Source organism: Paenarthrobacter histidinolovorans (assembly GCF_014647595.1).
Taxonomy (GTDB): domain Bacteria; phylum Actinomycetota; class Actinomycetes; order Actinomycetales; family Micrococcaceae; genus Arthrobacter; species Arthrobacter histidinolovorans.
Map to the genome: position 1 here is coordinate 483,660 of NZ_BMPM01000002.1, position 20,045 is coordinate 503,704.

At 64.4% G+C, this 20,045-nt stretch carries 18 protein-coding genes; 11 read left to right on the forward strand and 7 right to left on the reverse strand.

The window, feature by feature from the left end:
• The first annotated feature begins 16 nt into the window (after nt 1-16).
• The 4 genes from IEY62_RS06740 to IEY62_RS06755 all read left to right on the forward strand — a co-directional run bounded on the left by IEY62_RS06740 (nt 17) and on the right by IEY62_RS06755 (nt 3,799).
• Nucleotides 17-937, forward strand: coding sequence for a phosphate/phosphite/phosphonate ABC transporter substrate-binding protein (locus IEY62_RS06740; RefSeq protein ID WP_189015231.1), 921 nt, complete (start codon nt 17-19; stop codon nt 935-937).
• Nucleotides 937-1,692 carry a phosphonate ABC transporter ATP-binding protein gene (locus IEY62_RS06745; RefSeq protein WP_189015233.1) on the forward strand — a complete coding sequence of 252 codons (756 nt, stop codon included), beginning with the start codon at nt 937-939 and terminating at the stop codon, nt 1,690-1,692. Before IEY62_RS06740 ends, IEY62_RS06745 begins: the two co-directional genes overlap by 1 nt.
• Nucleotides 1,689-2,543 (forward strand): phosphonate ABC transporter, permease protein PhnE, encoded by an 855-nt coding sequence (gene phnE, locus IEY62_RS06750; RefSeq protein WP_189015235.1) that lies wholly within the window; start codon nt 1,689-1,691, stop codon nt 2,541-2,543. Before IEY62_RS06745 ends, phnE begins: the two co-directional genes overlap by 4 nt.
• Nucleotides 2,544-2,689: 146 nt before the next feature.
• Nucleotides 2,690-3,799: an FAD-dependent oxidoreductase gene (locus tag IEY62_RS06755; RefSeq protein ID WP_189015237.1), complete on the forward strand. Its 1,110-nt coding sequence runs from the start codon at nt 2,690-2,692 to the stop codon at nt 3,797-3,799.
• Between the two features lie 63 nt (nt 3,800-3,862).
• Here IEY62_RS06755 and IEY62_RS06760 read toward each other — a convergent pair whose 3' ends face one another.
• Entirely contained in the window at nt 3,863-6,082 is a 2,220-nt protein-coding gene (locus tag IEY62_RS06760; protein ID WP_189015239.1) for an NADP-dependent isocitrate dehydrogenase, read from the reverse strand.
• A 318-nt stretch (nt 6,083-6,400) separates the two neighbouring features.
• On the opposite strand from IEY62_RS06760, the gene IEY62_RS06765 reads away from it, so the two are divergent.
• Entirely contained in the window at nt 6,401-7,402 is a 1,002-nt protein-coding gene (locus tag IEY62_RS06765; RefSeq protein ID WP_189015241.1) for a trypsin-like serine peptidase, read from the forward strand.
• Between the two features lie 106 nt (nt 7,403-7,508).
• On the opposite strand, the gene purH is transcribed toward IEY62_RS06765, so the two are convergent.
• Nucleotides 7,509-9,179: a bifunctional phosphoribosylaminoimidazolecarboxamide formyltransferase/IMP cyclohydrolase gene (gene purH, locus IEY62_RS06770; RefSeq protein ID WP_189015243.1), complete on the reverse strand. Its 1,671-nt coding sequence runs from the start codon at nt 9,177-9,179 to the stop codon at nt 7,509-7,511.
• A gap of 700 nt (nt 9,180-9,879) precedes the next feature.
• Complete coding sequence (locus IEY62_RS06775; protein ID WP_189015245.1) at nt 9,880-10,809, reverse strand: endonuclease domain-containing protein; 930 nt, start codon at nt 10,807-10,809, stop codon at nt 9,880-9,882.
• A gap of 236 nt (nt 10,810-11,045) precedes the next feature.
• Between IEY62_RS06775 and IEY62_RS06780 the strand changes: the two genes are divergently transcribed.
• The 3 genes from IEY62_RS06780 to IEY62_RS06790 are packed head-to-tail and all read left to right on the forward strand — an operon-like array spanning nt 11,046 to nt 14,322.
• On the forward strand, nt 11,046-11,993 hold the full coding sequence (locus IEY62_RS06780; protein WP_189015247.1) for an N-acetylglucosamine kinase: 948 nt from the start codon (nt 11,046-11,048) through the stop codon (nt 11,991-11,993).
• Nucleotides 11,968-12,918 (forward strand): N-acetylmuramic acid 6-phosphate etherase, encoded by a 951-nt coding sequence (gene murQ, locus IEY62_RS06785; protein WP_189015249.1) that lies wholly within the window; start codon nt 11,968-11,970, stop codon nt 12,916-12,918. Before IEY62_RS06780 ends, murQ begins: the two co-directional genes overlap by 26 nt.
• A gap of 51 nt (nt 12,919-12,969) precedes the next feature.
• On the forward strand, nt 12,970-14,322 hold the full coding sequence (locus IEY62_RS06790; protein ID WP_189015251.1) for an MFS transporter: 1,353 nt from the start codon (nt 12,970-12,972) through the stop codon (nt 14,320-14,322).
• Nucleotides 14,323-14,371: 49 nt separating this feature from the next.
• On the opposite strand, the gene purN is transcribed toward IEY62_RS06790, so the two are convergent.
• A complete protein-coding gene (purN, locus tag IEY62_RS06795) occupies nt 14,372-14,941 on the reverse strand; it encodes a phosphoribosylglycinamide formyltransferase (RefSeq protein WP_189015252.1) in 570 nt (189 codons plus the stop codon).
• Between the two features lie 11 nt (nt 14,942-14,952).
• Here purN and IEY62_RS06800 point away from each other — a divergent pair, with 11 nt between their 5' ends.
• Nucleotides 14,953-15,402: a hypothetical protein gene (locus IEY62_RS06800; RefSeq protein WP_189015253.1), complete on the forward strand. Its 450-nt coding sequence runs from the start codon at nt 14,953-14,955 to the stop codon at nt 15,400-15,402.
• A 24-nt stretch (nt 15,403-15,426) separates the two neighbouring features.
• Here the strand turns inward: IEY62_RS06800 and IEY62_RS06805 are convergent, their stop codons facing one another.
• A complete protein-coding gene (locus IEY62_RS06805; RefSeq protein WP_189015724.1) occupies nt 15,427-16,761 on the reverse strand; it encodes a cell division protein PerM in 1,335 nt (444 codons plus the stop codon).
• A 660-nt stretch (nt 16,762-17,421) separates the two neighbouring features.
• Here IEY62_RS06805 and IEY62_RS06810 point away from each other — a divergent pair.
• A complete protein-coding gene (locus tag IEY62_RS06810; protein ID WP_189015726.1) occupies nt 17,422-18,879 on the forward strand; it encodes a flotillin family protein in 1,458 nt (485 codons plus the stop codon).
• Nucleotides 18,872-19,108 carry a hypothetical protein gene (locus IEY62_RS06815; RefSeq protein WP_189015254.1) on the forward strand — a complete coding sequence of 79 codons (237 nt, stop codon included), beginning with the start codon at nt 18,872-18,874 and terminating at the stop codon, nt 19,106-19,108. Before IEY62_RS06810 ends, IEY62_RS06815 begins: the two co-directional genes overlap by 8 nt.
• Before the next feature lie 135 nt (nt 19,109-19,243).
• Here IEY62_RS06815 and IEY62_RS06820 read toward each other — a convergent pair whose 3' ends face one another.
• Together IEY62_RS06820 and IEY62_RS06825 are read right to left on the reverse strand one after the other, a co-directional pair.
• A complete protein-coding gene (locus IEY62_RS06820; protein WP_189015255.1) occupies nt 19,244-19,621 on the reverse strand; it encodes a hypothetical protein in 378 nt (125 codons plus the stop codon).
• Entirely contained in the window at nt 19,618-20,013 is a 396-nt protein-coding gene (locus IEY62_RS06825) for a J domain-containing protein (RefSeq protein WP_189015256.1), read from the reverse strand. The genes IEY62_RS06820 and IEY62_RS06825 overlap by 4 nt, the downstream gene beginning before the upstream one ends.
• Nucleotides 20,014-20,045 lie beyond the last annotated feature (32 nt).

Sequence of the window (20,045 nt, forward strand, 5' to 3'; positions counted from 1 at the left end):
TCGCATAAGGATTCCCATGAAAACCACGCTCTTCACCGGTTCCGCGCTTGCCCTCGCCACCGCCCTGGCATTGACGGCATGTGGCGGTCCGGCCCAGTCCGCCGGCTCCGCTGAAACCGCCTCGGCCACCTGCCCCAACGGCGGGATCAAGTTCGGCATCGAGCCTTACGAGGACCCGGCCAAGCTCAAGCCCGCCTACGATGTCCTGGCTGCGGCCCTGTCCAGGAAGCTCGACTGCCCGGTCAGTGTCCAGGTTGTGGAAGACTACGCAGCCGAAGTCCTCGCCATGCGCAACGGCAAGCTGGACCTTGGGCAGTTCGGCCCCCTGGGCTACGTGTTCGCAGACGCCAAGGCAGGTGCCGAACCGCTGGTTTCATTCGGCACCGCAGGGAAGGAACTCAGCAGCTACACAGCGGGGATCTGGGTACCGAAGGACAGCCCCATCCAGGCCATTGGCGATCTCAAGGGCAAGTCCCTGGCCCTGGGCAGCGTCGGCTCCACCAGCGGCGATGTCCTGCCCCGCTTCGGACTCCGTGAAGCCGGTATCGCTGACGCCGATCTCACAATGGACTACACCGGCGGCCACCCGGAGGCACTCCTGGCCCTGACCAACGGCAAGGTGGACGCGGCAGAGATCAACTCGCAGACTCTGGCCACAGCAATCGCCGCGGGGACGTTCAAGAAGGACGATTTCCGCCAAGTGTGGACCTCCAACCCCATCCCGAACGATCCCATCACCGTCCGTGGCGACGCCGACCCGGCCTTCAAACAAGCCGTCAAGGAGGCGTTCCTTTCGCTGGAGCCCACTGACGTTGCCAAAGTAGGCGAGTTCCTTGACGTCACCCCTCCGGGCCCGCTGCTCGAGGTCACCAAGGACAACTACGCACCCCTGTTCGAGCTCGCCAGGACCATGAACCTCACGGAGAAGGACCTGTAATGCCGCTCTCCGTCCAGGGGCTGAGTAAAGCCTTCAACGGCAGGACCGTCCTGCAGGGTGTCGACTTCTCCGTTTCCCCCGGTGAACTCGTTGCCTTCCTCGGCGCCAACGGCTCGGGAAAGTCCACCACGCTGCGCTGCGTCATGGGCATCACCGCTCCCGATGCCGGAACCATCAGCATTGCCGGCACCGCACTTGACCGTCTCCAGGGCCGAGAACTCCAGCAGGCACGGCAACGTATGGCCATGATCTTCCAGAAGATCCATTTGGTCCCGCGCCGCACAGCCCTGGACAACGTCTGCGCCGGTGCCCTTGCACGCATCCCCACGGTGCGCTCGCTTACTCCCCTGCTGTTCCCGGCGGAAGTCCAGCAGGAAGCTCTCGACTGCCTGGACCGCGTTGGCCTGGCAGACCGCGCCTTCGACCGCGTCGGCAGACTCTCCGGCGGACAGCAGCAGCGCGTGGCCGTAGCCCGGGCACTGTGCCAGCGGGCCGACGTCGTACTCGCTGACGAGCCGGTCTCCGCTTTGGACCCGCACGCCGCCGAACAGGTCATGGCGCTGCTGCGTGAACTCGCCCATTCCGAACGTATTGCCGTCGCGGCCGTGCTCCACCAGCCGGACCTGGCACTGCGCTACGCGGACAGGTCCATCGGACTGCTTCACGGCTCCATGAGCTTCGACCTTCCCTCCACGGAAGTCACCGCCGAACACCTCAACGCGTTGTATGCCCCGGACAGGAACCTTGCAGCATGACACCCCATACCTTGACCCCCGTTGCCGCGCGCCGGGACCCGACGAGCAAAAGCCGCGTGGCACTGGTCCGTCCGAAGAAGCCCCTGCGGTGGATCACGACGGCGGCAGTGGCGGCCGTCGTCGTCGGCCTTCACGCTGTGGCCATCCAGGGCACGGGCTTCAAACCCGAACTGCTGGTGGACGGTTGGAAAGGCATGGCGGCGTTCACCGCTGATGCCTTTCCGCCGGACCTGAGTTGGGAACGGACGCTGAAGCCGGGGCTTGAAGCGACGCTGGTGACCCTCTGGATTGGCCTGCTCGGCACCACGTTCTCGGTGCCGTTCGCCCTTCTTCTGGCGGCGCTTGCGGCCCGGAACACCAGTCCGCATCCGTCGGTCTACCAGGCTGCGCGGGCCGTGTTGTCCTTTTTCAGGGCGGTTCCGGACATCGTGTTCGCCCTGATCTTTGTCACCGCTGTGGGGCTTGGCCCGTTCGCGGGCGTCCTCGCGTTGATCTGCCACAACACCGGTGTCATGGGAAAACTGTGGGCCGAGTCCATGGAGGAGATCGACGCCGGGCCGCAGGAGGCACTCCGGACCGCCGGGGCCAACCGGATCCAGCAGGTTGCCAACGCCACGCTGCCCATGGTGATCCCGCAATTCGTGGGCCTGCTGCTGTACCGCTTCGACGTGAACGTGCGGTCCTCGCTGGTCCTTGGCCTGGTGGGCGCCGGTGGCATCGGGCTCCTGATCAACCAGTCCATCAAGTCGTTCCAGTTCGATTCCATGCTGACGCACATCCTGATCGTGCTGGTGCTGATCGTCGTGGTGGACCAGTTCTCCGCGTGGATCCGTCGGCGGTTGGCTGCGTAACTCACCCGAGTAGGTCGCAGATCAGGTCGTTCCCAGCGCTGAAAACGACGCGAACTGCGACCCAGATGGGTGAGTGGGGGCAGAATGGGAGGTGGCCCTCATCGGGGGTCGCGGTTTCAAGAGGGGCAACGGTGGACGGAGCAGGCATGCAGGTTGATGTTGTAGTTGTTGGCGGAGGAGCCATGGGATCGGCCGCCGCGTGGCAGTTGTCCCGCGCCGGCAAGTCAGTGGTTCTGCTGGAACAGTTCGAGGCCGGCCACCACATTGGCGCTTCCCACGGAGCAACCCGCAACTTCAACACCGCCTACGCCGAGGCCGACTACCTGGACCTGCTCGCAGAGTCCAAGACTCTCTGGGACGAGCTCGCCGCAGAGAACGGTGCCCCGCTGCTGGACCTGGTGGGCTTGGCCAACCACGGCAACATCCCCAAGCTGGAACTGGTCCGGGAAGCGCACCAGGAACGCGGCATCGAGAGCTACTTCATCTCCGCCGACGAGGCCGCGGACCGCTGGCGGGGCATGAACTTCGCCACCGATGTCCTCTTTGTGCCAGGATCAGGCCGGATCCGCTCGGCTGATGCCCTGGTGGCGCTGCGGAAATCGGCCGAGTCCCACGGCGCGGTCTTCAATTATTCGACGCCGGTCCGGGACATCCGCGTGGACGGCGCCGACTCCGTGGTGGTGGTGACCGAAGGGACCGAGTACACAGCCAACCGCGTGGTGGTCACAGCCGGCGCCTGGACCCCCAAAGTGCTGAAGGACCTCCTCAAGCTGCCCGCACTGGTGGTCACCCAGGAGCAGCCCGCCCACTTCACACCCACCGACAACTCACTGGTGTGGCCAAGCTTCAACCACAATCCGGACCCCGACCCGAACAATGAGCTCTACGAGTACTGGTTCAGCCCGGTCTACGGCATGCTCACTCCCGGCGAGGGCGTCAAGGCCGGCTGGCACGGCGTCGGACCTGTCATGGACCCTGACGAGCGCACCTTTGAGCCCATCCCCCAGCAGCTCGAAGCCTTGGTGCGGTACGCGCAGGAGTGGCTGCCCGGCGTCGACCCTTCCACTGCGGTTCCCATCAGCTGCACGTACACCACCACCCCTACGGAGGACTTTGTCCTGGACGGTTTTGGTCCGTTGGTGGTGGGCGCAGGATTCTCGGGGCACGGTTTCAAGTTCACGCCGGCCATCGGACGGGTGCTGAAGGACATCGTCGACGGCGGTGTGGCACCGGACCGGTTCCTGGCCGACCGCTGAAGCAACGCTTAAAAGCAACTGGCCCGCAGGCAATGCCTGCGGGCCAGTTTGCTGATCCGGTGACTACTTCAGGGTCGCGACGACCTTGTTGAACGTAGCCGACGGGCGCATGATCTCGGCGGCCTTCGCGGCGTCCGGACGGTAGTAACCGCCAAGGTCGACGGCGGGGCCCTGGACCGCAGCCAGCTCACCGACGATGGTGTCCTCGTTGGAGGTCAGTGCTTCGGCGATAGCGGCGAAGTCCTTGGCCAACTCGGCGTCTTCGGTCTGCTTGGCCAGTTCCTGTGCCCAGTACATGGCCAGGTAGAAGTGGCTTCCACGGTTGTCCAGCTCGCCGACGCTGCGGCGCGGGGACTTGTTTTCGAGCAGGAACGTGCCCGTGGCACGGTCCAGCGTGTCAGCAAGAACCTGTGCACGTGCGTTGCCCGTGGTGGTGGCCAGGTGCTCGAAGCTCACGGCCAGGGCCAGGAACTCGCCCAGGCTGTCCCAGCGGAGGTGGTTTTCCTTGACCAGCTGCTGGACGTGCTTGGGAGCGGAGCCGCCGGCGCCGGTCTCGAACAAGCCACCACCGTTGATGAGCGGAACGATGGAGAGCATCTTGGCGCTGGTACCGAGCTCGAGGATCGGGAACAGGTCCGTGAGGTAGTCGCGGAGGACGTTGCCCGTGACCGAGATGGTGTCCTCGCCCTTGCGGATGCGCTCCAGGGTGAAGGCAGTGGCCTCAACCGGGGAAAGGATCTTGATCTCGAGGCCCTCGGTGTCGTGGTCCTTGAGGTACTCGTTGACCTTGGCGATGAGGTTGGCGTCGTGGGCGCGGCCCTCGTCCAGCCAGAACACAGCCGGGGTCTGGGAAGCACGTGCACGGGTAACGGCCAGCTTGACCCAGTCGCGGACGGGGATGTCCTTGGTCTGGCAAGCGCGCCAGATGTCACCGGGGAAGACCTGGTGTTCGGTCAGGACGTTGCCCTTGCTGTCCACGAGCTGGACGGTGCCGGCTGCCTGGATTTCGAAGGTCTTGTCGTGGCTGCCGTATTCCTCGGCGGCCTGCGCCATGAGGCCCACGTTGGGTACAGTGCCCATGGTGGTGGGATCGAACGCACCGTGGGCACGGCAGTCGTCCAGTACAACCTGGTACACGCCTGCGTAGGAGCTGTCCGGGATGACGGCCAGGGTGTCGGCTTCCTTGCCGTCCGGGCCCCACATGTGGCCGGAGGAGCGGATCATGGCCGGCATGGAGGCGTCAACGATGATGTCCGAAGGAACGTGGAGGCTGGTGATGCCCTTGTCGGAATCCACCATTGCCAGCGCGGGGCCTTCTTCGAGGCCCTTGGTGATGGCTGCCTTGACGCCTTCGCGGACGTCCTCCGGCAGGTCGTCCAGTCCGCTGAGGATGGCAGCGAGGCCGTTGTTCGGGCTGATGCCTGCGGCGGCGAGCTGCTTGCCGTAGGTGTCGAAGAGCTCGGAGAAGTAGGCCTTGACCACGTGGCCGAAGATGATGGGGTCGGAGACCTTCATCATGGTGGCCTTCAGGTGCGCGGAGAAGAGGATGCCCTCTTCCTTGGCGCGGGCAACCTGTGCCTTGAGGAAGCCGTCCAGGGCGTCGGCGCGCAGGACGGTGGCGTCAACAACTTCGCCGGCCAGGACAGGGAAGTCCTTCTTGAGGACCTTGGTGGTGCCGTCTTCGCGGACCAGCTGGATGCTCAGGGAGTCGTCGGCCTTGAGGACTACGGACTTCTCGTTGGAGCGGAAGTCATCCTGGCCCATGGTGGCAACGTTGGTCTTGGAGTCCGCGGACCAGGCACCCATGGAGTGCGGGTTCTGGCGGGCGTAGTTCTTGACCGACAGGGGCGCGCGGCGGTCGGAGTTGCCTTCGCGCAGCACCGGGTTCACGGCGGAGCCCTTGATCTTGTCGTAGCGCGAGCGGATGTCCGTCTCGGTGTCCGAGGAGGGGTTGTCCGGGTAGTCCGGGAGCGCGAAGCCCTGGGCCTGGAGCTCGGCGATGGCAGCCTTGAGCTGCGGGACGGAGGCACTGATGTTGGGCAGCTTGATGATGTTGGCTTCCGGCTGCTTTGCCAGTTCACCAAGTTCGGCGAGGGCGTTGCCCGTGCGCTGCTCTTCGGTCAGGAAATCGCCGAAGACGGCGATGATGCGGCCGGCCAGCGAAATATCGCGGGTCTCCACCTCTACACCTGCGGTCGAGGCATACGCTTCCACAATCGGCAGGAATGAGTAGGTTGCCAGCATCGGCGCTTCGTCTGTGTGGGTATAGATAATCTTGGCCATTGGCGGGGTTCTCCCTGAAAGTCTGCAGATTTCAACACTCCTAACTTACCCGAGTAGACCGTTTTGGCGGCTCTTCGTGTCCGGGATCACGTGTTCGTTACCCGCTTCCGGTGGATAACGCCCGACGGCGGGCCGCCCGCCGCTGCCGCCTGCCGCCGTCGTGCGCTCCTTCCAACTGCACGACAAGGAAATGACAGCAAATTATCACAAACTCTGAAACATCTCTTTACAAACTTGTCATACGTTGGGTAGCTTCGATTCCGTCAGTCGGCGGTCGCCATCACTGGCCGCCTCACTCCCTCGATAGGTAGGAACAACGTGACAAAAACCAAGACCCTGGCCACAAGCCTGCTGAGTCTGTCCGCTGCCGCAATCCTGGCGCTGGTAGGAACAACCAGCGCCAACGCAGCACCGTCAAAGGACGCGGACACCAGCGGCGCAGCGGTCAGCAGCCATGCAGTGTCCGACGCCGGCGCTGCAGATTACTGGACGCCGGAACGCATGAAGAACGCCAAATCCGGCGACATCCTCGGCGCGAAGGCGCTGGAACGCGGCCGGCTCCTGAACCCAGGCAAGGCCCCCGCCGCCGAAGCCCCGGGCGCCATCAGCAGCATTGCGGGCCAGCCCGCCGCCACCGACTCCACCACGATCGACCGGAAGGTCAACCAAAGCGAAACGCCGGTCAAGCACATCGGCAAGATCTTCTTCACCCTGGGCGGCGCCAACTACGTCTGCTCCGGCAACTCCGTGACAGCGGCCAACAAGAGCACAGTGTCCACCGCCGGCCACTGCGTCAACGAAGGCCCGGGCGCCTACGCAACCAACTTCGTCTTCGTGCCCGCCTACCTCAACGGCGCAGCACCCTACGGGAAGTGGACGGCAAAGGCGCTGTACTCCCCCACCCAGTGGGCTTCCAACGGCAACATGCAGTACGACACCGCCTTCGCCGTCATGAACACCCTCAACGGCCAGAAGCTCGCCGACGTCGTGGGCTCCTCCGGTGTCCAGTTCAACGCCGCCCGCGGCCTGAGCTACAAGTCCTTCGGCTACCCGGCAGCCTCACCCTTCAACGGCGAATCACTGAAGAGCTGCTCCGGTACCGCCACCAACGATCCCTACAACCCGCAGTTCGCCACCCAAGGCATTCCCTGCAACATGACCGGTGGCTCCTCGGGCGGTCCGTGGTTCATCGGCAACAGCTCCACCGGCTACCAGAACTCCGTCAACTCCTATGGCTACGGCAGCAACTCCACCACCATGTACGGCCCCTACTGGGGCACCGTGATCCAGTCCACCTACAACACGGCGGCGGCTTCGTAACCGTTTCTTTGTAGCAAGTCCCTGTTAACGACGACGGCGGCCGTCCCCTTCCGGGGGCGGCCGCCGTTGCGTGTGGCTGGTTTGGCCCTTCAGGGCCGCACCTCTTCTAGTGGAAGAAGTGGCGTGCGCCGGTGAAGTACATCGTGATGCCGGCAGCGTTGGCTGCGGCGATGACTTCCTCGTCACGGACCGAGCCGCCCGGCTGGACCACGGCGCGGACACCGGCGTCGATCAGGATCTGCAGGCCGTCAGCGAACGGGAAGAACGCATCCGAGGCCGCAACGGCACCGCGTGCACGCTCAGGTGCGTTGGCACCGCTGGCGTTGGACGCGCCGCCGGCACCTTCGACGTCGGACTCCACCTTCACGCCCAGCGTGTTGGCACGCTCGACGGCCAGGCGGCAGGAGTCCAGGCGGTTGACCTGGCCCATGCCGATGCCCACAGCGGCGCCGTGGTTGGCGAGCAGGATGGCGTTGGACTTGGCCGCGCGGCAGGCGGTCCAGGCAAACGCGAGGTCCGCGAGGGTGGCGTCGTCAGCGGCTTCGCCGGCTGCGAGGGTCCAGTTGGCGGGGTTGTCGCCGTCGGCGTCCACCTTGTCGCTCATCTGGACCAGGACGCCACCGGAGACCTGGCGCATCTCGGACGGGTAGCGGCCGTAGCCCTCGGGCAGGGCGAGGAGGCGGATGTTCTTCTTCTTGGAGAGGATCTCCACGGCTTCCGGCTCGAAGTCCGGGGCGATGACAACCTCGGTGAAGATGTCAGCAACGGTGCGGGCCATGCCGGCGGTCACGGTGCGGTTGGCTGCGATGACGCCACCGAATGCGGAGACGGGGTCGCAGGCGTGGGCCTTGGCGTGGGCGTCGGCGATCGGGTCTGCGGCGTCCGCGGAACCGACGGCGACACCGCACGGGTTGGCGTGCTTGACCACTGCAACGGCGGGCTCGGCGAAGTCGAACGCTGCGCGGAGGGCGGCATCGGCGTCGACGAAGTTGTTGTAGCTCATGGCTTTGCCGTGCAGCTGGTCGGCCTGGGCGATGCCCGCCGGAGCGGCCTTGTCCACGTAAAGGGCAGCCTGCTGGTGCGGGTTTTCGCCGTAGCGGAGGACCTCGGAACGCTCCAGGGCCAAGCCGGCGTAGGCGGGCCAGTCAATGACACCGTCGCCGTCTTCGTCCAGGAACTGGCTGGCGGTCCAGGAGGCAACAGCGTTGTCGTAGCTGGCCGTGTGCGCGAAGGCCTTGGCGGCCAAGCGGCGACGGGTGTTCAGGTCGAAACCACCGTGAGCAGCGGCGTCGACGACTGCACCGTAGAAGTCCGGGTCCGTGACGATGGCGACGGCGGCGTGGTTCTTCGCTGCCGAACGCACCATGGCGGGGCCTCCGATGTCGATCTGCTCAACAACGTCGTCCTGCGCTGCGCCGGACTTCACGGTCTCGACGAAGGGGTACAGGTTCACCACCACGAGGTCGAAGGTTTCAATCTCCATGCCGGCGAGGGTGTCCATGTGCGCCGGGACGCGACGGTCGGCCAGGATGCCGCCGTGCACGCGCGGGTGCAGGGTCTTGACGCGGCCGTCCAGCATTTCCGGGGAGCCGGTGACTTCTTCGACTTCCTTGACCGGGATGCCTGCGGCGGCGATCTTCTTGGCGGTGGAGCCGGTGGAAACAATGGCGACGCCTGCTGCATGCAGGCCCTTCGCGAGCTCCTCCAGTCCCGTCTTGTCGTAAACCGAGATCAGTGCACGGCGGATGGGAACACGGTCAAGCTGCGTCAAGCTCACAAAAGTCTCCGTCTTAGTTCGCGTAGATGTCGCGGGTGGTGGGGATACGGAGAGTTTATCGTGTTTCGTCGTTGGGCCGCTTTTGCGTCGTCGCCCCTGGATTGCGGCACAGCGTTGTGGGGCCTGCTCTGCGCGCTCAACCCTGCTCATTCCCCGCAAACCGGGCCCCACAAAGACACCCCTTCGTTGCGAGGCCCGCTCTACGTCCCACTCCGGGCACGAAAGACGCACACCAGGCCCCACAAAAACACCCCCTTCGTTGCGAGGCCCGCTCTACGTCCCACTCCGGGCACCAAAGACGCACGCCAGGCCCCACAAAACACCCCCTTCGTTGCGAGGCCTGCTCTACGTCCCACTCCGGGCACCAAAGACGCACACCGGGCCCCACAAAGACACCCCCTTCGTTGCGAGGCCCGCTCTACGTCCCACTCCGGGCACCAAAGACGCACACCAGGCCCCACAAGTTACGCCGCCCCGTTGCGAGGCCCGCTCTACGTCCCACTCCGGGCACCAAAGACGCACACCAGGCCCCACAAGTTACGCCGCCCCGTTGCGAGGCCCGCTCTACGTCCCACTCCGGGCACCAAAGACGCACACCCGGCCCCACAAAAACACCCCCTTCGTTGCGAGGCCTGCTCTGCGTCCCACTCCGGGCACGAAAGACGCACACCAGGCCCCACACTGTGGGAGAGGCCAAAGACTACGACGCCGGGCCTCGCCACCCGCGCGACACCAACGCATCGCGCACCTTACGTTCGGCGTTGGCCCATCCACCTTTCATCTGGACATCGGAGAACCTGAGCACGATCCACCCCAACGCGCGAAGCCGATCGTCGCGTTCGATGTCCTTGCCCCATTGCACTGGGTCGGAGCGGTGATGATCACCCTCATATTCCATGGCAATTTTGTACTCCTTGTACTGGAGATCAGGCGTCGATATGTATCTCCCGCGCTCGTCGAAGATCGGCGCGGTAATCGCTGGCTCCGGCAGGCCGGCGTCGACGATTTTCAGGCGTAGCCTCGACTCCTGCGGAGAATCAACCCCCGACCTCAGCAACGGCAGAATCTCCCGGGCCATTCGGATTCCCTTGACCTTGGGGCGTCTATTGATGACTTCCTGGATCGCCTCAAACGAGGACAGGGGATTCTCGCGCGCCAACAGAAAATCACCAGCTGCCACGAGCGACGACCTTCCCATGTGCCTGGCCAGATCCACCCATGTCCATTCCGGCGACGTCAATTGGACTCCGTTCAACATACGAACGTCCCGAGCAAGCAATGGAGCCCGATGTCCTATGACTCCGCGACGCTTGACCCTGCCGATCTCTTGCCGACGGGTCACATGGATTAGACCACCTTTGCCTTCTTCCTCGAGATGGATGGGCAGTGGCATGGACCACAACAGCGCCGCTGTGACATGACTGACTGCGCAGCGTGGAGTGACTGCCGTATGCAGCCGACCGAGCAGTTCGAGGTCGCGTCCGTTTGCCTTGGCAATACGAATGCCACGACTCGGAGTTAGAAGTTCATTCGACTGGAGCCGCCACCGTGGCACGCCGGCAGCATACGCATCGGCGACGAGAAAGCCTTGGGGGTCAACGTCCATCGGCAAGGGGGTGAGATTCCGCATGGATCCCATGCTCTCGGGAAACGATGGCTCACATTCGGTTATCCACAGAAATCGCCCTCAGTGACACTCCGGACTACTCCTCCACAAAGCTTGCGAGGCCCGCTCTGCGCCCCAAACCACCCACCAAAGACGCACAACGGGCCCCACAACGCATCACCCAGACTTGCGAGGCCCGCTCTGCGCCTCAAACCACCCACCAAAGACGCACAACGGGCCCCACAACATAGGGTTGAACCATGGAAGCCCCCAACGATGTCGTTCTTGTTGCCGATGTAGGGAAGAGCCGTTGCCGCGTCGAATTGCGCCGCGGAACGGAGCTGCTGGGCGCCGCAGACCAACACGGCTTTCCCGGCGTCCACGTGGAGAATGGCCCCACACTGGCGTTCGAGCTGCTCCTTGAAACAGTGGCCCTGCTTCCATCCGGGCTCCCCCTCGGCGCGATCACCAGCGTCGGTGCGGCCGTCGCCGGTGTGGCGGCATCCGACACGAAGGCCAAGGAACTCGCCACCCTGTTGTCTCAGCGCCTCAGCGTCCCGGCAGCTGTCCTGTCCGACGCAACGGCGGCCCAGCTCGGCGCACTCCAGGGCGCCCCGGGCACTACCTTGATTGTCGGCACGGGCGCCGTTGCCTTCCGCTTCGATGAATCCGGGGTCCTCCAACGGGCCGATGGCTGGGGACCCTACCTCGGCGACCACGGCAGCGGCCGCTGGATCGGCCAGCGGGGCCTGCAGGCAGTCCTTGAGGCGCACGACGGCGGCCCCTCCACGTCGTTGTCCGCGGCGGCCGGGGCCGTGGTTGAGTCGCCGGAGCTCCTTCCGGGATGGTTGGCCGAACAGGAGAACCCCTACAGGGCCATGGCCCGGTTCGCGCCGCTGGTTCTGCAGGCAGCGGAGGCCGGTGACGCCGTCGCGCATGACATCGTCGGCGAGGCCTGTCGCCTCCTGACCCGCACCGTTGAGCTGGCCTCCGGTGAAAAGGGCTCCTCACGGCGCGTGGCGTTGCTGGGCGGAGTGGTCGGTTCGGACTTCTTTGCCGAGCTCTTGCGGAAGTCCCTCACTTCGGCTGGGATTGAGGTGGTGGCGCCGCTGGGCGATGGCTTGGACGGTGCTGCCCTCGCAGCGACGCGCCGCGGGCTCATCCAGGAAAGGTACATCCACCGTGACGGAACAAACTGGCCCGACTGACGCGGACAAACTCGCAGGCCTGCGCTCGGAACTCGCCGGATTGCAGACCGAAGCCGCCGCCGAAGGCCTGGACAACCTGGACATCTTGGGCACCGAAGAACTCGTGGCAGCCATGCTCGCCCACAGTGCGGGAGTACACGCCGCCGTCGAAGCGGCCAGCCCGGCCATTGTGCACACCGTCGACGCCGTTGCGGAGCGACTCCAGCGCGGGGGTCGCCTCTTGTATGTGGGAGCCGGGACGGCCGGACGTTTGGGTGTGCTCGACGCCAGCGAGTGCCCGCCGACGTTCGGCACGCCGCCGGGACTCGTCGTCGGCCTTATCGCGGGCGGCCCCAAAGCGATCCAGCACCCGGTGGAGTACGCCGAGGACAACGCAACGGCCGGCGCACGCGACCTGCACGATATCAATGTGACCGAAGCGGACGCCGTCGTCGGTATTACTGCCTCCGGGAGGACCCCGTATGTGATCGGCGCGCTGGAAGAGGCCCGGAAGCGCGGGGCGTTCACGGCGTCGCTGGCGTGTAACAAGGGCTCGGCCGTGAGCCATGTGGCGGATGCGGCGATCGAGGTCGTGGTGGGTCCGGAGTTCATCGCCGGCTCCACCCGGCTGAACTCCGGTACGGCCCAGAAACTTGTCCTCAACATGATCAGCACGCTGGTGATGGTGAAACTGGGCAAGACCTACGGGAACCTCATGGTGGATCTGCGTGCCACGAACGAGAAACTGCTGGCACGGTCCCAACGGACAGTTCAGCACGCAACCGGCGTGTCTGCGCATGAAGCTGCGGCAGCATTGGACTCGGTTGGCGGTTCCGTGAAAGCCGCGATTTTGGTGCTCCTGACAGGCATCGACGCTGGTCAGGCCAAGAGTGCGCTGGATGAAGCCGGCGGTTTCCTGCGCAGGGCCATCGAGAACCAGAAGTAACGCGGACTCCGGCACCGTGCGCAGCGCATAAAGTTGCATGCAGGAGGCCCAATGAATACATACACAGCCGTGCCCAGCGGCGAACAAGTGGTGCAGGAACTGCCGTGGCGGTGGAAGGTCCAAGGCAGGATTTTCCTGATCGGTGGCCTTGGGTTCATGTTCGATGCCTGGGACGTCACGCTCAACGGCATCCTGATCCCGCTGCTGTCCAAGCACTGGTCCTTGCAGCCGGCCGACGCTGCGTGGATCGGCACCGCCAACCTGATCGGCATGGCCGTGGGCGCGTTTGCATGGGGCACCATTGCCGACACCATCGGGCGGAAGAAGGCCTTCACCGCCACCCTCCTGATCTTCAGCATCTTCACAGTTCTGGGTGCGTTCTCGCCGGACATTGTGTGGTTCTGCATCTTCCGCTTCATGGCCGGCTTCGGCCTGGGCGGGTGCATTCCCGTGGACTATGCGTTGGTGGGTGAGTTCACGCCCCGCAAGCAACGTGGCCGGGTCCTGACGGCCATGGATGGTTGGTGGCCGGTGGGTGCTGCCCTGTGCGGGTTCATTTCGGCCTGGCTGGTTGCGGCTTTCGGTGATTGGCGGCTCACCATGCTGATCATGGTGCTTCCTGCGTTGCTGGTTTTCTGGATCCGGCGCAGTGTTCCGGAGTCCCCTTTGTTCCTGATCAGGAAGGGCCGGCGCGCGGAGGCTGCGGCAGTGATTGACGGGCTGGTGGACGCGACCGGAGCTGAGCCGCGCGCGTACAGCCTGCCCGAACCGCAGGCCGCTCCCCGTCTTTCCGCGGGATCCGCCTGGACCCAATTGCAGCGGATCTGGCAGTTCAACTGGAAGATCACCACGGCGGCCTGGGCCTTGTTCTTCAGCATTCTGTTGGTCTATTACTTGTCGCTGACCTGGATGCCCCGCATCCTCATCGGCGCGGGGTTTGAGGAGTACAAGGCGTTCGTGACCACGGCGGGAATGGCCGCCGTCGGGCTTTTGGGCGTCGTGGTGGCCGCCGTCCTGGTGGAGCGTGTTGGCCGCAAGTGGATCCTTGCCATCACCGGTCCGTTGTCCGCATTGACGCTGGTGATTGTGGCTTTCGTGGTGGATGTGCCCTCGGCGGCCGTGTTCTGGCTGCTGGTGTTCGGCTTTGTTGTCCAGGTGGCCATCCCGGTCCTGTACGCCTACGTGTCCGAGCTCTACCCCACTGAACTGCGTGGCTCCGGCTTCGGCTGGGCTTCGACGTTCTCCCGCATTGGCGCCGGGTTCGGGCCGTTGGTGTTTGCCTCGTTCTTCTGGCCGGAGTTCGGGCTGGCGACCTCGTTCGCGCTGGCGGGTGGGCTGGTGCTGCTCTCGGTGCTCTGGATGGCGTTCTTCGCCCCGGAGACGAAACAGCGCGTCCTCGACTAACCCGGTCCGCGCGCCCCAGCTGAGTCGCAGATCAGTTGGGTGGGGCGACTCAGTTGGGGGCCGCGGCGAGGTCTGCGAGGGTCTGGACCAGGAGACGGCGCTCCACTACCTTGATGCGCTCATGCAGGGTTTCCTCGGTGTCATCCGGCAGCACGGAGACAGCTTCCTGCGCGATGATGGGCCCGGTGTCCACCCCGGCGTCGGCCCAGTGGACCGTGCAGCCGGTGACCTTTACGCCGTATGCCATGGCGTCACGGACACCGTGCGCGCCCGGGAAGGCCGGCAGCAGGGCCGGGTGCGTGTTGACGTACTTGCCGCCGAAAGCGTCGATGAAGTCCGCGCTGACAATCCGCATGAAGCCCGAAGAAACAACAACATCCGGTTTGTAGGACAGGACCTTGTCCCGCAAGGCAGCGTCCCACTCCGCACGTGTTTCGAAGGAGTTGAAATTCACCACGAACGTCTCAATGCCGGCCTCGTCCGAGCGCTCCACACCGTAAGTGTCGGGACGGTCGGCGCCCACAGCGGCGATCTCGACATCCAGTTCACCCGACTTCACGGCGTCGATGACAGCCTGAAGATTGGAACCGGTACCGGAGACGAGGACAACAATGCGCATTGCACTAGCTTATGGGCGGCTCGCGTAGGCTGGAAAACATGAATCCCGACGTCGGCCCCCGGCCGAGCCAGCAACCTCGCTCCGAGGCCGAAAAGTCCGCCCTCGGCGTGACCCAAAACCTCTTCCGCGCTTTCCTTTTGTCGGCTTTGGGCGCGTTCTTCGTGTTCTCCCTGAACGTGAATTACGTGTGGTTGAGTGCCATTCTGACGCTGGCCGCCTTGGTGTTGGGTGTTGCGGTTCTGGTGCGGACCGTCAAGTACAAGCACCCGCGATTGATTCTCTTCGGCACAATTTCGGGCCTGGTTGTCACGGCTGTTATGTGCTTGCTCATCCTGACGTCGGCACTCTTCTTCAAGCAGGTCAGCACCTATCAGGACTGCGCCCGTTCCGCATTGACCGAGTCCGCCAAGACCCAGTGCCTGACGCAACTGGAGAAGTCCATGCCGGGCTCGCTCAGGTAGCCCAGCAACACTGGACCTGCGCGCTCAGGCGTGTTCGTCGTCGTACGCTGCCTCGTCCAGGTTGGCTTCGCGCAGCTTCTGGCGGCGTTCCAGCCACGGCCCCACTGCGTAGCCAATAACGACGCCGATACCCACTTCCGCAGCCAGCCAGACTGCCGTCCACAGCGGGTGGGGTCCGATCTCCGTGAGCCGCCCTATGCCGGCAGACCCGCGCGCAACCCACGCCAGCGCGCCACCGAGCAGACCGGCGACGGCGCCAATGAAAGCGCCCAGGAACAGAGTGGACACGGTGGCCGTGAACCAACGGGCTTTGATTTTGATGGAGAGCCACTCGTCAAAGTGGTTTTCGCCTTCGCGGAGGAACCACCAGCCGGCCAGGATGCCTGCCACAACAGGCAGTGCGAGGGCCATGGCTCCGAAGTCGAGTTGTCCGGCCGGCAGGCTGCCCAGGATCGGGACGGCCGGAAGTGGCCCGACGGAGGTGCCCAGCGGACCCACCGTGGAGCCGATGCCCAGGGAGAAACCCGCCCCCGAAGACCACGACAACGCGAAGATCACCAGGTTGGGCAGGAAACCGAGTTGGGCGATGGTGAGGACGGCCCCGCCCAGGGCACCGGCCTGCAGGCCTTCGTAGACTGCGATGATGTCTGTCCAGTGCCACACAATGGTCACCGCCAACAGCACAGCTGCCAAGCATACGGCCGCCATTGCCGCCACGAATCCGGCCTTCAACGCAGAGCCAACATACGAGCCGGCCCAGCGTGAATGCTGGCTGGTCTTGGAGAGCCAGGCCACGGCGTCGACGCCGATCAGGCGGCTCCACGAACCGGCCTCACGCCGGGCACCGACGATCATGCCCAGGCCGAATGAAATCAAAGGGATGGCCATGGCCAGCCAAAGATTGATGACCACTTCAGGCGTGCGGCACACAAATCCGGTAGCTGCGCCGAAGGCTGCGTACACAACGAAAGCGCCCATGAACGCCTGCCATAGCTGATCGGTGTAGGAAGCGCGGGCCAGCCGGCGGCCGGCACGCCATGCCAGCAGGAACGGGATGAGGGTCAAACCCAGCGGGACCAAAGACAACAGTCCCGAGCCCGGCTGCGCGGCGCCGGTGCCAATGTTCACGTGCGCCAGCTCCAGCGGCACCCCGTGGATCAGCAGCCAGGCCTGACCGCCCAACCGTGCAAGGGTGTCCACAGCGCGGTCCTGGAAGCCATCTGTGGCCCACACTCCGACGAGCGGAAGGATCACCACAATGGCCGAAATGAACGCTGCCTGAGCTGCTTCCAACCCGCCCTGCAGCCAAAGGGGCATGGGAAGGCCACGGTTTCCGGTCTGATCAGCGCGCAGTTTCATCGTGATCAATCGTGCCACGACGAGCCGCTCTCCCCCGTCAGGCGCCCCTGTAATACCGCGAATTTCAGCGCTTTTTCATGCTGGCCGCCGTAAGATGGGAGGTGTTCTCCCCGGGGCAGACCACCAGCCCCTGACTGACATTGAAGCCCGGAAACAAACCGAAGCCGGGAACTAGGAGCGGCCAATGGATAGGTGTCACAACTTTTAACAGAAAGTCGTACTAGCAGCTGGTGCAGCCGCCTTGGAATTCTTTCCCAGGCTGCACCAGCCTTCTTTTGCCTTCTTTTGCCTCCTTGGGGCTCGTTGGGGCTCCTTGGCGGCCCCACCACGTACCCCATCTCCCCGCCGAGGGGTTGGATCCCACCCCTTTGAGGGGCGCCTTTCAGTCGAAACCTCACCCCTCAGCAACGGATGCGAACGCCCGACGGCGGGTGGTTGACTCGACCGCCCCGCCGAGGGGTTGGATCCCACCCCTTTGAGGGGCGCCTTTCAGTCGAAACCTCACCCCTCACGGCCCCCAAAAACCCGCCACAGAACTGACGCACAAATGTGCTGGACTTCCCTGCTCCGGCAGACCGAGACTGTTTACACGAGCAACCATTTGGCCTATTGGGGGTCAACCAAAGTGCGGCGCTCACTCCTTCTGAAGGGACAAGGTCCCTGGACGACCTCTCAGCTTTCTTTCCCCTGATCGCAGTGATTCTTGGGGTCGTTCTGGTGATCGGCTTCATTTGGCTGGCCACGAAAGCCATGTGGAAAGTGGCCGAGCCGAACGAGGCACTCATCATTTCAGGGCTGACGCGGGGAACCCTGGAAAATACTGACGGTATGGACTTCAAGATCGTCACTGGCAAGGGCGCATTGGTGATCCCGGGGCTTCAGACGGTTCGTCCACTGGCTCTGACATTGAACGAGACAGAGCTGAAGGTCTCGTGCGTCACTTCCCAAGGAATCCAAGTGATCGTTGACGGCGTGGTGATATACAAGATCGGCGACGCTCCCCCGTTTATTGCCAACGCTGCCCGCAGGTTCCTTGGTCAGCAGCCGAAGATGGAGAGCCAGGTCTACAACGTGTTTGAAGGGCACTTGCGTTCGATCATCGGCAGCATGACAGTGGAGGAGATCATCCGCGAGCGGGACAAGCTTGCCTCGCTCGTCCGCAGTGCCAGTGGCGTGGAAATGGAGAAACTCGGCCTGGTGGTCGACTCCCTTCAGATCAAGGACTTGCAGGATCCTACGGGGTACATCCAAAACCTGGCCAAGCCGCACATCGCGCAGGTCAAAATGGAGGCCCGCATCGCGGAGGCTACCCGCAACCGTGAAGCCGCAGAGAAGGAAGCAGAGGCCGCCGCACTGATCGCCGACGCACAGAGCCTTTCCGCGATCAAACAGTCAGCAGCCCAAGCAAATGCCGAGCAGGCCCGGGCCCAGGCTGCCCAGGCCGGACCGCTGGCCGATGCGACGGCCCGCCAACAGGTGGTGGTTCAGGAGACAGAAGTTGCCAAGCTCGAAGCTGACCGGGAAGAGCAGAAACTGCAGACCACCATCCGTAAGCCGGCCGATGCCAGGGCCTACGCCCAGCGCACAGACGCCGAGGCGAAGAAAGCGGCGGACATCAGTGCTGCCGAGGCTTTGGCGAAGCGTACCGAACTTGAAGCACAGGCGAACGCGCGGCGTGTGGAACTGGAGGCCCAGGCTGCCGCCGGTGCCGCCGCAGCCATGGCCGGAGCCACGCGGGTGACCGGTGAAGCAGAGGCCGCTGCGACGACGGCCCGCGGCAATGCGGCCGCCTCGGCTGTGAAAGCCAAGGCTTTGGCCGAAGCTGAAGGCATAAAGGCACGTGGTGAAGCCCTGGAGACGAACCAGGATGCGGTCATCTCACAGCAGATTGCCGAGAACATGCCGGCAATTGTTTCCGCCGCGGCTGAGCCGTTCTCACGGATCGGGCAGCTGACCGTGCTCAACGGCGGTGAGGGGCTGAACAGCATGGTGGGCGGAATCCTTTCCCAGGTGGGCAGCTTCCTGCCGTCCCTGGCTTCGGCGTTGCGGGGTAAGGAAACACCCGCGCAAGCTCCTGTGAAGCGGCCGGCTGCCCCGCCCAAGGCGCCCGATGCATAAAGAGGTTAACCGGAGCCTCACGGGCAAGATCGGCAGGGTCACTGGCACCATCGCGCCGGGCACCATCGGCGAAGTCATGCTCCCTTTCCACGGCGGAACGAGCGCCTTCTTCGCACACCCTTTCGATAAGACAAGCACCTTTTCCGTGGGAGAAAAGGTGCTTGTGATCTACTACGAACCGCCGCAGACCGTGTTTGTCGATGAGCTCCCGGAGGTTCTGCGGGAATAGGAGCTTCCGAGGGGTTGGCTCTCAACCCTTTGAGGGGCCTCTTTCCCTTGAGACCTCGCCCCTCGCGAGCCGAGCCCGCCCTCGCGAGCCGAGCCCGCCTTCAAGAGCCGAGCCCGCCTTCAAGAGAAAGAACACTCACAACTGCGGGCCGTAGATGAACTCCTTGGCATGATTGACGGCCTTCTTGAAGGCGTCGTTGCGCAGCGTCACCTGCTCCTGGTTGGCGCCCCCTCGTGGCTCCAAAAACGTGGTCGGACCGGGACGCAGCATCCAGATGTCCCCCGCTGGCGGCAGGTAGAACACCCCGAAAGATCGGCGCTCGGGGTCGTCGGTCCAGATAGGAACGACGGCGATCGCGGCCCCCGTGTCCGGATTGATCCACTGGGCGCGGGGCAGGGGTTGCTCGTGGACTTCAGGGTCCAGGAACGGCGCGGTCCCCCTTCCCCAGCGTTGCTCGAACCGTTCGTAGAACGCGGGAATGATGTGGTCGTCGTAGGGGCGCCAAGCACTCATGGATTACTCCTTGGTGTTCTCAGGTTTCTGGACGAAGGTTCCCAGCGGGGTGGCCCGAACGTGAGCGGTGACCGCCCGCCGTCGTTCCGTGCTGGCTGCTGCGCACGCTTGTGCACGCGGACGTTCACCGGCGTGCCGCCGGTACCAAATCCGCTCCGCCGCGCCCGATCGTATGCCGCCCGCTTTCCTGGGTCCGACAAAACGACGTACGCCTGCATGATGGCGTGCAGTTCCTGGAGGTCGGCCGCGTAGGTGGTGTCGCCGTCGTCGACCTTTTGGCGGGTGTCGGGGTGGTGGGTTCGAAGCAGTGAGCGGTAGGCGCGGGTGATCTCGCGGGCCGTCGCGTCCGGCGGCACGTGGAGGGTGGAGTAGTAGTCGGGTTGCGTGCTCACTGCGGTTTCCGGTTCATGCTGCGGATCAGGCG

What these genes read in the sequence shown, in the direction of transcription:
- IEY62_RS06740 (WP_189015231.1), top strand. Translation starts at nt 17, where the DNA reads ATGAAAACCACGCTCTTCACCGGTTCCGCGCTTGCCCTCGCCACCGCC.
- IEY62_RS06745 (WP_189015233.1), top strand. Translation starts at nt 937, where the DNA reads ATGCCGCTCTCCGTCCAGGGGCTGAGTAAAGCCTTCAACGGCAGGACC.
- phnE (WP_189015235.1), top strand. Translation starts at nt 1,689, where the DNA reads ATGACACCCCATACCTTGACCCCCGTTGCCGCGCGCCGGGACCCGACG.
- IEY62_RS06755 (WP_189015237.1), top strand. Translation starts at nt 2,690, where the DNA reads ATGCAGGTTGATGTTGTAGTTGTTGGCGGAGGAGCCATGGGATCGGCC.
- IEY62_RS06760 (WP_189015239.1), bottom strand. Translation starts at nt 6,082, where the DNA reads ATGGCCAAGATTATCTATACCCACACAGACGAAGCGCCGATGCTGGCA.
- IEY62_RS06775 (WP_189015245.1), bottom strand. Translation starts at nt 10,809, where the DNA reads ATGCGGAATCTCACCCCCTTGCCGATGGACGTTGACCCCCAAGGCTTT.
- IEY62_RS06780 (WP_189015247.1), top strand. Translation starts at nt 11,046, where the DNA reads ATGGAAGCCCCCAACGATGTCGTTCTTGTTGCCGATGTAGGGAAGAGC.
- IEY62_RS06790 (WP_189015251.1), top strand. Translation starts at nt 12,970, where the DNA reads ATGAATACATACACAGCCGTGCCCAGCGGCGAACAAGTGGTGCAGGAA.
- purN (WP_189015252.1), bottom strand. Translation starts at nt 14,941, where the DNA reads ATGCGCATTGTTGTCCTCGTCTCCGGTACCGGTTCCAATCTTCAGGCT.
- IEY62_RS06800 (WP_189015253.1), top strand. Translation starts at nt 14,953, where the DNA reads ATGGGCGGCTCGCGTAGGCTGGAAAACATGAATCCCGACGTCGGCCCC.
- IEY62_RS06805 (WP_189015724.1), bottom strand. Translation starts at nt 16,761, where the DNA reads ATGAAACTGCGCGCTGATCAGACCGGAAACCGTGGCCTTCCCATGCCC.
- IEY62_RS06815 (WP_189015254.1), top strand. Translation starts at nt 18,872, where the DNA reads ATGCATAAAGAGGTTAACCGGAGCCTCACGGGCAAGATCGGCAGGGTC.
- IEY62_RS06820 (WP_189015255.1), bottom strand. Translation starts at nt 19,621, where the DNA reads ATGAGTGCTTGGCGCCCCTACGACGACCACATCATTCCCGCGTTCTAC.